The organism is Salmonella sp. FC25216, assembly GCF_057751355.1.
Map to the genome: position 1 here is coordinate 24,340 of NZ_JBDGON010000003.1, position 15,197 is coordinate 39,536.

Below are 15,197 nucleotides of genomic sequence, written 5' to 3' on the forward strand. Positions count from 1 at the left end.
TCAAACTCTCTTAAATCACGCCGCCAGCAAGGAGACGAAGGCTAAAAACGCAAACCCAAAACCGGCCCAGGTCACGCGTGAAGTGGCGCAAAAACGCAGTCGCGCCATGCTGTTTTCAAACAGGGCGATCACCAGTACGCCGACAATCAGCTTGACGACGGCAATCACCAGCGCCAGCAACAGTCCGCCTGCGCTGAAGGTTTCCATCTGTCCCCACGGCAGGAACACGCCGACGAACATTTGCAGCACCACCAGTTGCTTAAGGCTAATGCCCCATTTCAGCACCGCAAAGCCGCTACCGCTGTATTCGGTCAACGGCCCTTCCTGCAACTCCTGCTCCGCTTCCGCCAGGTCGAACGGCAGCTTGCCCATTTCGATAAAGGTAGCGAAAGCGCAGGCGCACAGCGCCAGAATCAGCGGAATACTGCGCGCGACAGGCCAGTGATAAATGGTATCGGTGATATTGCTAATATGGGTAGAGCCCGCGACCTGCGCGGCGACCCACAGGCCCAGCAGCAAAATCGGCTCCACCAGCACGCCAAGCATCGCTTCACGGCTCGCGCCAATAGCAGTAAACGGGCTACCGGTATCCAGACCCGCGATAGAGAAAAAGAAACGGGCGATGGCGAACAGGTAAATTAAGGTGATCAGATCGCCCAATTGCGGCAACGGCGAGCCAACGGTCACCACCGGCAGCGCGGTGGCGATAGTCAGCATCACGCCGACCATCACAAACGGCGTCAGGCGAAAAACCCAGCCGGAATCCGCAGGCGCAATACTCTGACGACCGAGCAGTTTGATAATGTCGCGGTACTCCTGCAACACGCCCGGCCCACGACGATTGTGCAGACGGGCGCGCGCCACGCGAGTAATACCAGACAGCAATGGCGCAACGGCAAATAGCACCAGCGCCTGAATTAACGGATAAAACACACTCATTTTCAGGCTCCTCGTGAAACCACAATCACCACCAGCACCGCCAGTTCAATCAGCGCCAGACGACGGAACAGCACCGCTGCCGTCGCGTTCTGCCAGCCCGGCACCAGCGATACCGGGTTAAGCCATTTACGCAATTTAAGTACCGGGGCAAAGGCCTCTTTTACCGGCATGGCGAAACCATGTGCGGTGATCACCATCGACTGCTCGTGGTCGTAGCCGCACACCCAGGCCGCGCCGCGGGAGCGCGATGGCAGACGGTTGCCTTTGAACATCGCCATAATGATGAACGGCAGTAGCGGACAGGCGACCAACAGCAGCGTGATCATCGGCTGCGATACGGTGGTGTGCGCGGTTTCCAGCGGCAACGGTACCGCAGTGGAAATCATCGGCAACAGCCACGGCGCGGCAACCCCGCCCAGTACGCAGCAAATCGCCAATGCCACCACGCTGACGCCCATCAGGATTGGCGCGCAACTGGCGTTTTCCGCCTCTTTCGTGCGCGGCGCGCCGAGGAACGTCACGCCGTAAACTTTCGCCATACACATCACCGCCAGCGCGCCGGTAATCGCCAGGCCAACCGCCAGCAGCGGCCCTAACAGACGACCAACAAACGCACCGCTATTGCCCAGTTTGAAGAAGGACTGGTAAATCACCCACTCGCCGGCAAAGCCGTTCAGCGGCGGCAGCGCGGCCATCGCCATCAGACCGACCAGCATGGCGATAGAAATAACCGGCATCCGTTTGCCAATACCGCCCAGTTTTTCGATATCGCGATGACCGGTACGGAACCAGATGCTGCCCGCGCCCAAAAACAGTACGCTTTTGAACAGACTATGGTTCAGCAGATGATAGAGTCCGCCGGTCAGACCCAGCGCGATCAGTACCGGCTGATTGAGAGCAATCCCGGTAACGCCTGCGCCCAGACCGAGCAGAATGATGCCGATATTTTCCAGCGTGTGATAGGCCAGCAAACGCTGAATGTTATGCTCCATCAGCGCATACAGGCCACCGACAAAGGCGGTGATCATCCCAAGCACCAGCAGCGCCACGCCCCACCACAGCGGCGCATTACCGCCAATCAGCGACAGCGACAGAATGCCCAGCAGCCCGATTTTCATCACCACGGTCGAGAACAGCGCGGCGGCGGGAGCGCTGGCGTTAGCGTGCGCCTGCGGCACCCAGCCGTGTAGCGGGATAATCCCGGCCAGCAGACCAAAACCGATAACGCCGAGCAGCCAGATATCGGAGCCCAGCGGCAGTTGCTGAGCGCGTTGATCCAGCAGCCCCAGATCCAGCGTGCCGTAGCGCTGCCACACCAGCCAGCAGGCGATTGCCAGTAGCAGCGTACCGAGACGACCCAGCACAAACCACAGTTTGCCCTCTTTGCTACCGCCGGTAAGGAACACGGCGCAGAGCGCCATGATTTCCGCCATCACCACCATCGTCCCCAGATTACTGGCGACCACGGCGCAGACGGCTGCCGCCATCAGCAGGTTGACCAACAGTCCGTTGGCTTTTACCTGTGGATGGCGATGCCAGTCGATATTGAACAGGCTGACGAACAGACCGCACAGCCCCAGAGTAATCAGCCAGATAGCATTCAGCGGCGTAATTTGCAGCATGTGGCCGGTAAACGGCATCACGCCGCTAACCGTAACGGCGCTGTTCAGTACGGTGAACCCCGCGCCTGCCGTACACAGGCTGCCGACCGCGCCGCCGATACCGGCAATCCAGCCGCTCAGCGCTTTATGAAACGAAAACAGAAACGCCAGAACGGCGGCGGCGGCAAACCACGCTACGCCGCTAGTAATCAGTGAAAGTGAACTCATTATGCATCCCCACTCTGAGCCTGCTGAAACAAGGTGAGATCGCCAAAATCGGTATTAAACGTCAGCTCACGTTTACGTTTGCTGGCGCGGGCGATATCCGTGTTATCCACCAGGTGTAGCGCTTTAGTCGGGCACATCCGCACGCAGGCCGGGCCTTGCTCGTCAAAGCTGCACAGGTCGCATTTCACCGCGATAGCGCGTACGCCCGGCACCCAGTCGAGCAACGTACTGACACGCGCAGGCGCAGGCGGCGCGGGCGGCGCTTTCGGCGTATTGGCGTTCGCCGGAATATGCAGCGGACGGCTGCCGGAAAACTCAATAGCGCCAAACGGACAGGCAATACCACACAGTTTGCAGCTCACGCACAGGCTTTCATTAAGCTGGACAGCGCCGTCAACGCGATTAATCGCGTTAACCGGGCATACCGTGGCGCATGGCGCATCTTCACAGTGGTGACAGAGCTGCGGCGCAGATTCTTTTTCATTCAGCATCACTTTCAGGCGCGGCATTGATTGCAGGCCATGCTGGCGATGCGTCTCTGAACAGGCGGCCTCACAGGTGTGACAGCCGATACAGAGAGTGGAGTCAGCAATTACAAAACGATTCACCAGGCATTCCTCAGGTGATTGTCATTTTTGACGAAAACATGCCGTTGAAATGTCATTTTCGACACTTATCGACACGCCCATCCCCAAAACATTCATGACGTGGCACAGCGCCACATCGCGAATCAAAGCGGGCAACGCCTCAGGCTTATACAGCCGGGCTGTGTCCCTTTACCAGTTGGCGCAAATTGACCGGCGAGTTGGTTTCCACCGCGGCATAGAGGCTGTCGTAAACGCTGGCGATTTTTTCCAGATAGTGCTCCAGCACCTGCTCGCGATCGCGGTTGTTAACCCGTTCATCAACCTTGCCGTCGATATCGAGTTGTGCCTGTGCAATCAATTGCTTATCTTCGCCATCTTTGGTTTCAACGTAGTATTCAATGGTGTGGCTGTTAAAACCATCCGCCAACGCAACGTAAATACGAAAGTGCTCAAACAGGACAAAGCAAAGATCCCTTTCCGGCGCGCAGCTCATTGCGTGATGCAGGCGCGCTTTCGAGAGGGTGATCCCCTGAACCAGCGAGTTGCAGTAAATATGCCACTGGTCCTGTAGGCGACGATGCCGTTGCGCGATGTAATCGGCTTTTTCGCTTATTTCCCAAATAGTCATGTCAGGTTACCCGTTTAACAGAGATGCCTGCGTTAAGCATTTTTCATGCCAATTATTAACCTATTGTTTTAATAGCATATTGACGTAATTATTGCCGTTTCGACGCGGTGACGACATGTCATTTCGTCATTGTCGACATGACCTACCAGGGGATGCAAACATTGGCATAAATATTGCTTTACAGGGGGCAACCACTACGGGAGGCGATATGCACGAAATCACCCTCTGCCAACGGGCACTGGAATTGATTGAACAACAGGCTTCAGCATACGGTGCAAAACATGTGACAGCCGTCTGGATCAAAATTGGCGCATTTTCTTGCGTAGAAACCAGCGCTCTTTCCTTTTGTTTTGATCTGGTATGCCGCGGCACGATAGCAGAAGGTTGTAAACTGCACCTCGAAGAACAAGAAGCCGAATGCTGGTGTGAGCATTGTCAACAATATGTCACGTTGTTGACACATCGTGTACGGCGTTGTCCACAATGTCATAGCGATACGCTGCGAATTGTGGCCGATGATGGCTTACAAATTCGGCGCATAGAGATTGATGGAACAGAAGATTAATGCCAGATGGCGGCTTCGCCTTACCCGGCCTACAACGACGATGACAACCTGTGGGCCGGATAAGACGCTCGCGTCGCCATTCGGCAGAAAGCCTGTAACAAGAAAAGATCAGGAGTAAGCGATGTGTACGACTTGCGGTTGCGCTGAAGGCAACCTTTATATAGAAGGCGATGAGCATAATCCACACTCTGCGTTTCGTAGCGCGCCCTTTGCCCCAGCGGCTCGCCCGGCGCTGAATATTACAGGCATTAAAACGCCTGAATTTACCCCAAGTCAGACCGCAGAAGGCGATCTGCATTACGGTCATGGCGAAGCTGGAACCCATGCGCCAGGTATGAGCCAGCGGCGGATGCTGGAGGTCGAAATCGACGTGCTGGACAAAAATAATCGTCTGGCAGAGCGCAACCGCGCCCGTTTCGCCGCCCGCCAGCATCTGGTGCTCAACCTGGTGTCCAGCCCCGGGTCCGGTAAAACCACCTTGCTGACCGAAACGCTGATGAAATTGAAAGACCGTGTACCGTGCGCGGTGATTGAAGGCGACCAGCAGACAGTGAACGACGCCGCCCGCATCCGCGCCACCGGCACGCCCGCCATTCAGGTAAACACGGGCAAAGGCTGCCATCTTGATGCGCAGATGATCGCCGACGCCGCGCCGCGCCTGCCGCTGGATGACCGCGGTATTCTGTTTATCGAAAACGTCGGTAATCTCGTCTGCCCGGCCAGCTTCGATCTGGGCGAAAAGCATAAAGTCGCAGTGCTTTCCGTGACCGAAGGCGAAGATAAGCCGCTGAAGTATCCCCATATGTTTGCCGCCGCGTCGCTAATGCTGCTCAATAAAGTCGATCTGCTGCCCTACCTCAATTTTGACGTTGAGAAGTGCATCGCCAGCGCGCGTGAAGTGAACCCGGAGATTGAAATTATCCTGATTTCCGCCACCAGCGGCGAAGGCATGGATCAGTGGCTGGCCTGGCTGGAGGCGCAGCGATGTGCATAGGCGTTCCGGGTCAAATCCGCGCCATTGACGGCAATCAGGCAAAAGTTGACGTCTGCGGCATTCAGCGCGACGTCGATCTCACATTAGTCGGCAGTTGTGATGAAAACGGTCAGCCGCGTCTGGGTCAGTGGGTGCTGGTTCATGTCGGATTCGCCATGAGCGTCATTAACGAAGCGGAAGCGCGCGACACGCTCGACGCGCTACAAAATATGTTTGATGTTGAGCCGGACGTCGGCGCACTGCTGTATGGTGAGGAGAGATAATGCGTTTTGTTGACGAGTACCGTGCGCCGGAACAGGTAATGCAGCTCATTGAACACCTGCGTGAACGCGCCGCCCTTCTTCCTTACACTGCTGAACGTCCGTTGCGCATTATGGAAGTCTGCGGGGGTCATACCCACGCGATTTTTAAATTTGGTCTCGATCAGTTACTGCCCGAAAACGTGGAGTTTATTCACGGCCCCGGTTGCCCGGTCTGCGTGCTGCCGATGGGACGTATCGACAGCTGCGTGGAAATCGCCAGCCATCCAGAGGTGATTTTCTGCACCTTTGGCGATGCCATGCGCGTGCCGGGGAAACAGGGTTCTCTGTTGCAGGCTAAAGCGCGCGGCGCGGATGTCCGTATTGTTTATTCACCGATGGACGCGCTGAAGCTGGCGCAGGATAACCCGACCCGTAAAGTGGTATTCTTCGGACTGGGCTTTGAAACCACCATGCCGACCACCGCTATCACGCTGCAGCAGGCAAAACAGCGCGACGTGCGAAACTTCTACTTTTTCTGCCAGCACATTACGTTGATCCCGACGCTGCGTAGCCTACTGGAACAGCCGGACAACGGCATTGACGCATTCCTTGCGCCAGGCCACGTCAGCATGGTCATCGGCACCGAGGCGTACCAGTTTATCGCCGCCGGTTTTAATCGCCCGCTGGTGGTGGCAGGATTCGAACCGCTTGATCTACTGCAAGGCGTGGTCATGCTGGTTGAGCAGAAAATAGCGGCCCTAAGCCAGGTTGAAAACCAATACCGCCGCGTGGTGCCGGATGCCGGAAACATGCTGGCGCAGCAAGCCATCGCCGATGTGTTCTGCGTTAATGGCGACAGCGAGTGGCGCGGTCTGGGCGTGATTGAATCTTCCGGCGTCCATCTGACGCCAGAGTATCAGCGCTTTGACGCCGAAACGCATTTCCGCCCAGCGCCGCAGCAAGTCTACGACGATCCGCGTGCCCGCTGCGGCGAAGTGCTGACCGGCAGATGCAAGCCGCATCAGTGCCCGCTATTTGGTAAAACATGTAATCCAGAGACCGCGTTCGGCGCGCTAATGGTCTCTTCCGAAGGCGCATGCGCCGCCTGGTATCAGTATCGTCAGCAGGAGTGTGAAGTTTGAACAATATACAACTCGCCCACGGCAGCGGCGGCCAGGCTATGCAACAGTTGATTAATAGCCTGTTTATGGAGGCCTTTGCCAACCCGTGGCTGGCGGAACAAGAAGATCAGGCGCGTCTGGAGCTGGCGCAACTGACGGCGGAAGGCGACCGTCTGGCGTTTTCTACCGATAGCTATGTGATCGATCCGCTCTTTTTCCCCGGCGGCAATATCGGCAAACTGGCGATTTGCGGTACGGCGAACGACGTTGCGGTGAGCGGCGCGATCCCCCGCTATCTCTCCTGCGGCTTTATCCTTGAAGAAGGGCTGCCGATGGAGATGTTAAAAAGCGTGGTCAATAGCATGGCGGCGACCGCGCGGGAAGCGGGTATCGCCATTGTAACCGGTGACACCAAAGTTGTGCAGCGCGGCGCGGCGGATAAATTGTTTATCAACACCGCCGGCATGGGGGCGATTCCCGCCGATATTCACTGGGGCGCGCAAACGCTGAGCGTTGGCGATGTGCTGTTAGTCAGCGGTACGCTTGGCGATCACGGGGCCACTATCCTCAACTTGCGTGAGCAACTGGGGCTGGATGGCGAGCTGGCGAGCGACTGCGCAGTATTAACGCCACTTATTCAGACGCTGCGGCATATTGACGGAGTGAAGGCATTGCGTGACGCCACGCGCGGCGGCGTGAATGCGGTCGCCCATGAGTTTGCGGCGTCCTGCGGTTACGGTATTGAATTGTCCGAATCCGCACTTCCGCTCAAACCTGCCGTGCGCGGCGTTTGCGAGCTGTTGGGGCTGGATGCTCTGAACTTTGCCAACGAAGGAAAACTGGTGATTGCCGTTGAACGGCAGGCCGCAGATCGGGCGTTGGCGGCGTTACGCGCGCATCCGCTGGGACGTGATGCGGCGCTGATTGGCGAAGTCGTCGAACGCAAAGGCGTTCGCTTAGCCGGACTCTATGGCGTGAAGCGAACCCTTGATTTGCCACACGCCGAACCGCTGCCTCGTATATGCTGATACACAGCCCGGTAGCGCTACGCTTACCGGGCCTGACTCGTAGCTACCGGATAAGCGTCAGCGCCATCCGGCAAAAATGTAAAACGAATACCTATAATTCATAGACCTTTTCGCACCGCGCCGCGGTATTTTCCTGGAAAAGCAACATGTCGTATACACCCATGAGCGATCTTGGACAGCAAGGCTTGTTCGATATCACTCGTACCTTATTGCAGCAGCCCGATTTGGCGTCGCTCAGTGAAGCGCTTTCGCAACTGGTAAAGCGTTCAGCGCTCGCCGACAGCGCCGGCATTGTGCTATGGCAGGCGCAGTCGCAACGCGCACAATATTATGCGACGCGAGAAAATGGCCGTCCTGTTGAATATGAAGATGAAACCGTACTGGCGCACGGCCCGGTACGTCGCATCCTTTCTCGCCCCGATGCGTTGCACTGTAATTTCCATGAGTTTACCGAAACCTGGCCGCAGCTTGCCGCGAGCGGTCTCTACTCGGAATTTGGTCATTACTGCCTGCTTCCTTTAGCCGCGGAAGGCCGTATTTTCGGCGGCTGCGAGTTTATCCGTCAAGAAGATCGCCCCTGGAGTGAAAAGGAGTATGACCGTCTGCATACGTTTACCCAAATTGTCGGCGTGGTCGCCGAGCAAATTCAGAACCGGGTAAACAATAATGTCGATTATGATCTGTTGTGTCGCGAACGCGATAACTTCCGTATTCTGGTTGCGATCACCAACGCCGTCCTGTCGCGCCTGGATATTGATGAGCTGGTAAGCGAAGTCGCTAAAGAGATCCACCACTATTTCAATATCGATGCGATCAGCATCGTGTTGCGCAGCCATCGCAAAAATAAGCTGAATATCTACTCCACCCACTATCTTGATGAGCATCATCCGGCGCACGAACAGAGCGAAGTCGACGAAGCCGGCACGCTCACGGAGCGCGTCTTTAAAAGCAAAGAGATGCTGCTTATCAACCTCAACGAACGCGATCCGCTTGCCCCCTACGAACGAATGCTGTTCGATACCTGGGGCAATCAGATCCAGACGCTTTGCCTGCTGCCGTTGATGTCCGGCAAGACGATGCTTGGCGTACTCAAACTGGCGCAGTGCGAAGAAAAAGTGTTTACCACCGCTAACCTCAAGCTGCTGCGTCAGATTGCCGAACGGGTGGCAATTGCAGTGGATAATGCGCTGGCCTATCAGGAAATCCACCGTCTGAAGGAACGCCTGGTCGACGAAAATCTGGCGCTCACGGAACAGCTTAATAACGTTGACAGCGAGTTTGGCGAGATCATCGGGCGCAGCGAAGCAATGTACAACGTGCTAAAGCAGGTTGAGATGGTGGCGCAGAGCGACAGTACCGTGCTGATTCTGGGCGAAACGGGAACCGGTAAGGAGTTGATTGCCCGCGCCATTCACAACCTGAGCGGACGTAGCGGGCGCAGGATGGTAAAGATGAACTGCGCCGCGATGCCGGCGGGGCTGCTGGAAAGCGATCTGTTTGGTCACGAGCGCGGCGCGTTTACCGGCGCCAGCGCGCAGCGGATTGGTCGTTTCGAGCTGGCAGATAAAAGCTCGCTGTTTCTGGATGAAGTGGGCGACATGCCGCTGGAGCTACAGCCTAAGCTGTTGCGCGTCCTTCAGGAACAAGAGTTTGAACGTCTCGGCAGCAATAAACTGATCCAGACCGACGTGCGACTGATCGCCGCGACTAACCGCGATCTAAAAAAAATGGTCGCCGATCGCGAATTCCGTAACGATCTCTACTATCGGCTGAATGTTTTTCCGATCCAACTTCCTCCGTTACGCGAACGTCCGGAAGATATTCCGCTACTGGTCAAAGCGTTCACCTTCAAAATCGCCCGCCGAATGGGTCGTAATATCGACAGTATTCCTGCTGAAACGCTGCGCACGCTCAGCAGCATGGAATGGCCAGGGAACGTTCGCGAACTGGAGAATGTCGTCGAGCGCGCCGTGCTGCTGACGCGCGGCAATGTGCTACAACTGTCGCTGCCGGATATTATCGCCGTAACGCCCGATACCTCGGCTGTTGCGACGGAAAGCGCCAAAGAAGGCGAAGATGAATATCAGCTTATTATACGCGTGTTGAAAGAGACCAATGGCGTAGTGGCTGGACCAAAAGGCGCGGCACAACGTCTGGGGCTTAAACGAACCACCCTGCTGTCGCGTATGAAGCGATTAGGTATTGATAAAGACGCATTAGCGTAACGGGTTGCCGGATCTTATCCGGCCCGGAGATGATGCGCGCCGTAGACCTGGCGCTTCCCCTTCACTTCTTACGCTGATATTTTTCCGGCAATTCCGGAACGGGGCGCTTATCGTCGATAAGATGCCGCACGGTCAGGACAGGATGCCGCCAAAGCATTCGCGGACCTGCCCAACGCATAATCTGCTTCATCTCCTCGCGTTTAGCCGGCTGATAGCAGTGCACCGGGCACTGCTTACAGGCGGGTTTTTCCTCGCCAAATACGCACTTATCAAGACGTTTTTGCGCGTAGGAAAACAGCGCATCATAATGCGCCTTATCATTTGAAGCTTGCGGACACCGGTTCGCGTAGAGCGCGATCATTTTTTTGATCGTCAGTTTTTCACGAGCGATACGTTTACCAGACATCGTGTCCTCTCCAAACATTAAGGTGCATTTATTTTACACCTTATCTCTCTTTAGCACTATCACTGCGTATCGTCATGCTTTCGCAAATAAGAATTATTTTCATTTATTCATGCCTTGTGCTATATAACATAGCAAAGGCTATATTCGATGATTAATTAACCACATTGTTGCGAGGGATACTATGACGAATCTGCGCCGTCTGAAAACACTCCTGATTGCCGGTATTGTAGCGATACTCGCGCTATCGCCGGCCTATGCAAAAGAGAAATTTAAAGTAATTACCACATTTACCGTTATTGCCGACATGGCGAAAAACGTGGCGGGCGACGCAGCGGAAGTCAGCTCGATTACCAAGCCCGGCGCTGAAATCCATGAGTATCAGCCAACGCCCGGCGATATAAAACGAGCGCAGGGGGCCCAGCTTATCCTCGCGAATGGTCTGAACCTGGAGCGGTGGTTCACCCGCTTTTATCAGCACCTTTCCGGCGTACCGGAAGTCGTCGTCTCCACCGGCGTCAAACCGATGGGCATTACCGAAGGCCCGTATAACGGTAAACCGAACCCGCACGCCTGGATGTCGGCAGAAAACGCGCTGATTTATGTCGATAACATTCGCGATGCTCTGGTGAAGTACGATCCGGATAATGCGGAGATCTATAAGCAAAACGCCGAACGCTATAAAGCGAAAATTCGCCAAATGGCCGATCCGCTGCGCGCCGAACTGGAAAAAATTCCCGCCGATCAGCGCTGGCTGGTCACCAGCGAAGGCGCGTTCTCTTACCTGGCGCGCGATAACAACATGAAAGAGCTCTATCTCTGGCCAATTAACGCCGATCAACAGGGTACGCCAAAACAGGTGCGTAAAGTGATTGATACCATTAAAAAGCACCATATTCCCGCCATCTTTAGCGAGAGTACGGTTTCCGATAAACCAGCCCGCCAGGTCGCGCGTGAATCCGGCGCGCATTATGGCGGCGTGCTGTATGTCGATTCTCTGAGCGCCGCCGATGGTCCTGTACCAACCTATCTGGATCTGTTGCGTGTCACTACCGAAACCATCGTCAACGGCATTAACGACGGACTGAGGAGTCAACAATGAGTCAATCTGCGATTACCGTTGATCAAGTCACGGTGACGTATCGCAACGGCCATACCGCCCTACGGGATGCTACTTTTCAGGTGCCTGGCGGTACAATCGCCGCTCTGGTAGGTGTAAATGGTTCCGGTAAATCTACGTTATTTAAAGCGTTAATGGGCTTTGTGCATCTTGCGCAGGGCGATATCACTATACTGCAACAGTCGGTCAATACAGCGCTGAAAAAAAACCTCATTGCTTATGTTCCGCAATCGGAAGAAGTGGACTGGTCATTTCCGGTACTGGTGGAAGATGTGGTGATGATGGGACGCTACGGCCATATGGGCTGGCTACGCCGTCCTACTGCGCATGATCACGCCTGTGTTGACGCCGCGCTGGCGCGGGTGGATATGCAGGAATATCGTCACAGGCAGATTGGTGAGCTGTCCGGTGGGCAGAAAAAACGCGTATTTCTTGCCAGGGCCATTGCTCAGGATGGACAAGTGATCCTGCTGGATGAACCTTTTACCGGCGTAGATGTAAAAACCGAAGCCCGAATCATCGATCTACTGCGGGAGCTGCGCGATGAAGGCCGCACGATGCTGGTATCAACGCATAATCTCGGCTCCGTCACCGAGTTTTGCGACTATACGGTAATGATTAAAGGGACCGTACTGGCCAGCGGTCCTACAGAAACCACGTTTACCGCCGCGAATCTGGAGCAGGCGTTTAGCGGCGTTCTACGTCATATCGCGCTAAGCGGCGGCGAAGAGCACATCATCACCGATGACGAGCGCCCCTTTATTTCCCGGCGCGTGGCCAGTGGAGGAAAATCGTCATGAACTGGCTTGTTGAGCCGTTTGGCTACCAGTATATGCTCAACGCGATGTGGGTCTCCGCGATGGTGGGCGGCCTGTGCGCGTTTCTCTCCTGCTATTTGATGCTCAAAGGCTGGTCGCTCATTGGCGATGCGCTATCTCACTCCATTGTGCCTGGCGTCGCTGGCGCCTGGATGTTAGGGCTGCCCTTCTCGCTCGGCGCGTTTCTTTCCGGCGGACTGGCTGCTGGCTGTATGCTCTTTCTTAACCAACGCTCACGCCTGAAAGAAGACGCGATTATCGGACTTATCTTCTCCTCTTTTTTTGGCGTCGGTCTTTTTATGGTGTCGCTCAATCCAATGTCGGTGAATATCCAGACGATAATTCTCGGCAACGTGCTGGCGATCGCGCCAGCGGATATTGCGCAACTGGCGATTATCGGCGCAGTCTCGCTGACGATTTTGCTGTTAAAGTGGAAAGATTTGATGGTCGTCTTTTTCGATGAAACCCATGCGCGTTCTATCGGGCTTAATCCGGGTCGGCTAAAGCTGCTGTTTTTCACCCTATTATCCGTCTCCACCGTGGCGGCCCTGCAAACCGTCGGGGCGTTCCTGGTCATCTGTCTCGTCGTCACGCCGGGCGCGACGGCCTGGTTACTCACCGACCGTTTTCCACGTCTGCTCATGATTGCCGTAGTAATTGGCAGCCTGACCAGTTTTCTGGGCGCCTGGCTTAGCTACTGGCTGGATGGCGCCACTGGCGGAATTATTGTCGTCATGCAAACCTTACTGTTCATCACGGCCTTTATTTTCGCCCCGAAACACGGTCTGCTAGCCAACCGTCGACGCGCCCGCCTGCAGAAGGAGCCGACATGTTATTAACAACGTTGCTGGAGCCATTTCAGTTTGATTTTATGGTGAATGCCCTTATGGTTTCGGTCATTGTGGCGATTCCCTGCGCCTTGCTGTCCGTATTTTTAGTGTTAAAAGGCTGGGCGTTAATGGGCGACGCAATGAGTCATGCGGTATTCCCCGGGGTCGTGCTGGCATATATTGTGGGTATTCCCCTGGCGATTGGCGCTTTCATTGCCGGATTATTTTGCGCTATCGCGACCGGTTATCTGGACGATAATAGCCGCATCAAACGTGATACGGTGATGGGAATCGTCTTTTCCGGGATGTTTGGCGCAGGTCTGGTGCTCTATGTCTCTATTCAATCGGAAGTGCATCTGGATCACATCCTGTTTGGCGATATGCTGGGCGTATCGCTGGGGGATATCGTACAAACGTCGGTCATTGCGCTGGGTATTGCGTTAATCATTGGACTGAAATGGAAAGATCTCCTGCTACACGCCTTTGACCCGCACCAGGCGAAAGCCAGCGGGTTAAATACCACGCTACTGCATTATGGCCTGCTATGTATGATTGCGCTGACTATCGTCGCCACGCTGAAATCAGTGGGAATTATTCTGTCGATCTCACTGCTTATCGCCCCCGGCGCAATTGCCATTTTGCTAACGCGACGCTTTGCGCGCGCGCTGGGATTAGCGGTCAGTCTGTCAGTTATAACCGCTTTTGCGGGCGTCTATCTGTCATTTTATCTTGATAGCGCGCCAGCGCCGACCATCGTAGTATTGTTTGCCATCATATTTATTGCGGCATTTATTTACTCAACATGGCGCGACAGGCGTAATGAAATCGTACCAGAGGCGCAAGGTTAACACTTTTTTGCCTGCTATTCAGGAAACATGCGGTCATAATATAGAGTAGTCTTATGGCGCTATAAAGATTTCATCTGGCAGGCAACTTTATGATTTCATTACGATTTAAGTAAAGATTTATATTCAGCTATCCTTTTTTTATGAGAAGATATAGAGAGTTTTTTATCGTTTAGCATAACGGCATTGTTATCGAATCGCTCATAAAGCGTTTCATTCTTTTTGTTTACTATACTGCTTTCCGCCGCCGGATTGGCCTCCACATATTCATTTAATCGTTGTACGCCTTGAGTATGTTTGTAAAAACTCACCGGCAAATATCGGTCTGCTTTATCAGACGGGAGAAAAGGTTCTTCTCCACACAGACGTTCACAAATATTATCTTCATGAATTTTTAATAAATTCATAAATTCAAGATGAAGTTTTTTGGCGAGCACCAGGCTAAAAATACCGCATTCAGAAGAGCTTCGTTGAATGTCCAGCTCGACCATAGCAAAATAACAATCAGGCAGTTGTTCACGTTCAATAACTGCTTTGGTCCTCAACGCCAGTAAAGCAGGTCCAAAAGCGCTACACGCTGCTGGCTCGAACAAAATCACCGATGTCTTTCCGTCCATAACTCTAAAATCGACGACTGAAATGTGGATACCTAAACTTCCCATATTTACGATAAATCGGGCAGATTCAACGCCTTCCATTCTGGTCTCCTTTATAGAGGAAACAAGCTCATGGACTGACATAACAAATTTAAGATTTAACTCTGGATACTTCTTATTGGCCTGTGCAACAAGAAAAGGCATCATTTCGAGATCGGTCTCCTCGTAACTGATATTAATCCAGCTCCCATCTATAATTTCACTTTCCAGACGCTCAATAATACAGGTCAATGCTTCGGTGTTTAGCCCCCCGCTTACTTCTGGCTGAGGCGATAGATTCCCCCCCATATTACGAGTTGTAGGACTTAGCATACTTTCCCCTCCACATGATCTCTCCTGCACTGAAAATATCATCTTTAACTTTTCA

16 protein-coding genes are annotated in these 15,197 nt (G+C 54.2%); 10 read left to right on the top strand and 6 right to left on the bottom strand.

Annotated features, from left to right (window positions below; translation table 11 throughout):
- Nucleotides 1-15: 15 nt before the first annotated feature.
- From AC3G3F_RS06370 to hycA, 4 genes are all read right to left on the bottom strand, one after another.
- Nucleotides 16-939, bottom strand: a complete 924-nt coding sequence (locus AC3G3F_RS06370) for a respiratory chain complex I subunit 1 family protein (protein ID WP_023249367.1) — start codon at nucleotides 937-939, stop codon at nucleotides 16-18.
- A gap of 2 nt (nucleotides 940-941) precedes the next feature.
- Nucleotides 942-2,768 carry a formate hydrogenlyase subunit 3 gene (gene hycC, locus AC3G3F_RS06375; RefSeq protein WP_023249366.1) on the bottom strand — a complete coding sequence of 609 codons (1,827 nt, stop codon included), beginning with the start codon at nucleotides 2,766-2,768 and terminating at the stop codon, nucleotides 942-944.
- Nucleotides 2,768-3,376 carry a formate hydrogenlyase subunit HycB gene (gene hycB / locus AC3G3F_RS06380; RefSeq protein WP_001079163.1) on the bottom strand — a complete coding sequence of 203 codons (609 nt, stop codon included), beginning with the start codon at nucleotides 3,374-3,376 and terminating at the stop codon, nucleotides 2,768-2,770. The genes hycC and hycB overlap by 1 nt, the downstream gene beginning before the upstream one ends.
- A 145-nt stretch (nucleotides 3,377-3,521) precedes the next feature.
- Nucleotides 3,522-3,983 carry a formate hydrogenlyase regulator HycA gene (hycA, locus tag AC3G3F_RS06385; RefSeq protein WP_053509063.1) on the bottom strand — a complete coding sequence of 154 codons (462 nt, stop codon included), beginning with the start codon at nucleotides 3,981-3,983 and terminating at the stop codon, nucleotides 3,522-3,524.
- Between the two features lie 208 nt (nucleotides 3,984-4,191).
- On the opposite strand from hycA, the gene hypA reads away from it, so the two are divergent.
- The 6 genes from hypA (at nucleotide 4,192) to flhA (ending at nucleotide 10,158) form a co-directional block, all read left to right on the top strand.
- Entirely contained in the window at nucleotides 4,192-4,548 is a 357-nt protein-coding gene (gene hypA / locus AC3G3F_RS06390) for a hydrogenase maturation nickel metallochaperone HypA (protein WP_023249364.1), read from the top strand.
- Nucleotides 4,549-4,669: 121 nt separating this feature from the next.
- On the top strand, nucleotides 4,670-5,542 hold the full coding sequence (gene hypB, locus AC3G3F_RS06395; protein WP_023249363.1) for a hydrogenase nickel incorporation protein HypB: 873 nt from the start codon (nucleotides 4,670-4,672) through the stop codon (nucleotides 5,540-5,542).
- On the top strand, nucleotides 5,533-5,805 hold the full coding sequence (gene hypC, locus AC3G3F_RS06400) for a hydrogenase 3 maturation protein HypC (RefSeq protein WP_000334871.1): 273 nt from the start codon (nucleotides 5,533-5,535) through the stop codon (nucleotides 5,803-5,805). Before hypB ends, hypC begins: the two co-directional genes overlap by 10 nt.
- Nucleotides 5,805-6,926, top strand: a complete 1,122-nt coding sequence (hypD, locus tag AC3G3F_RS06405) for a hydrogenase formation protein HypD (RefSeq protein WP_134949855.1) — start codon at nucleotides 5,805-5,807, stop codon at nucleotides 6,924-6,926. The genes hypC and hypD overlap by 1 nt, the downstream gene beginning before the upstream one ends.
- Nucleotides 6,923-7,933 carry a hydrogenase expression/formation protein HypE gene (gene hypE / locus AC3G3F_RS06410; protein ID WP_023249360.1) on the top strand — a complete coding sequence of 337 codons (1,011 nt, stop codon included), beginning with the start codon at nucleotides 6,923-6,925 and terminating at the stop codon, nucleotides 7,931-7,933. The genes hypD and hypE overlap by 4 nt, the downstream gene beginning before the upstream one ends.
- Nucleotides 7,934-8,079: 146 nt before the next feature.
- Entirely contained in the window at nucleotides 8,080-10,158 is a 2,079-nt protein-coding gene (gene flhA / locus AC3G3F_RS06415) for a formate hydrogenlyase transcriptional activator FlhA (RefSeq protein ID WP_488394680.1), read from the top strand.
- A 61-nt stretch (nucleotides 10,159-10,219) separates the two neighbouring features.
- Here flhA and AC3G3F_RS06420 read toward each other — a convergent pair whose 3' ends face one another.
- Nucleotides 10,220-10,564: a nitrous oxide-stimulated promoter family protein gene (locus AC3G3F_RS06420; RefSeq protein WP_053529365.1), complete on the bottom strand. Its 345-nt coding sequence runs from the start codon at nucleotides 10,562-10,564 to the stop codon at nucleotides 10,220-10,222.
- Nucleotides 10,565-10,745: 181 nt separating this feature from the next.
- Here AC3G3F_RS06420 and sitA point away from each other — a divergent pair, with 181 nt between their 5' ends.
- Genes sitA through sitD form a run of 4 tightly spaced genes read left to right on the top strand, consistent with a single transcriptional unit; the run spans nucleotide 10,746 to nucleotide 14,177 of the window.
- On the top strand, nucleotides 10,746-11,663 hold the full coding sequence (gene sitA, locus AC3G3F_RS06425) for an iron/manganese ABC transporter substrate-binding protein SitA (RefSeq protein WP_053509067.1): 918 nt from the start codon (nucleotides 10,746-10,748) through the stop codon (nucleotides 11,661-11,663).
- Nucleotides 11,660-12,481: an iron/manganese ABC transporter ATP-binding protein SitB gene (gene sitB, locus AC3G3F_RS06430; RefSeq protein WP_000083165.1), complete on the top strand. Its 822-nt coding sequence runs from the start codon at nucleotides 11,660-11,662 to the stop codon at nucleotides 12,479-12,481. Before sitA ends, sitB begins: the two co-directional genes overlap by 4 nt.
- A complete protein-coding gene (sitC, locus tag AC3G3F_RS06435) occupies nucleotides 12,478-13,338 on the top strand; it encodes an iron/manganese ABC transporter permease subunit SitC (RefSeq protein ID WP_488394683.1) in 861 nt (286 codons plus the stop codon). Before sitB ends, sitC begins: the two co-directional genes overlap by 4 nt.
- Complete coding sequence (sitD, locus tag AC3G3F_RS06440; protein WP_023249355.1) at nucleotides 13,329-14,177, top strand: iron/manganese ABC transporter permease subunit SitD; 849 nt, start codon at nucleotides 13,329-13,331, stop codon at nucleotides 14,175-14,177. Before sitC ends, sitD begins: the two co-directional genes overlap by 10 nt.
- A gap of 98 nt (nucleotides 14,178-14,275) precedes the next feature.
- On the opposite strand, the gene avrA is transcribed toward sitD, so the two are convergent.
- Nucleotides 14,276-15,184 (bottom strand): type III secretion system YopJ family effector AvrA, encoded by a 909-nt coding sequence (gene avrA / locus AC3G3F_RS06445; RefSeq protein WP_488394685.1) that lies wholly within the window; start codon nucleotides 15,182-15,184, stop codon nucleotides 14,276-14,278.
- Nucleotides 15,185-15,197: the final 13 nt, after the last annotated feature.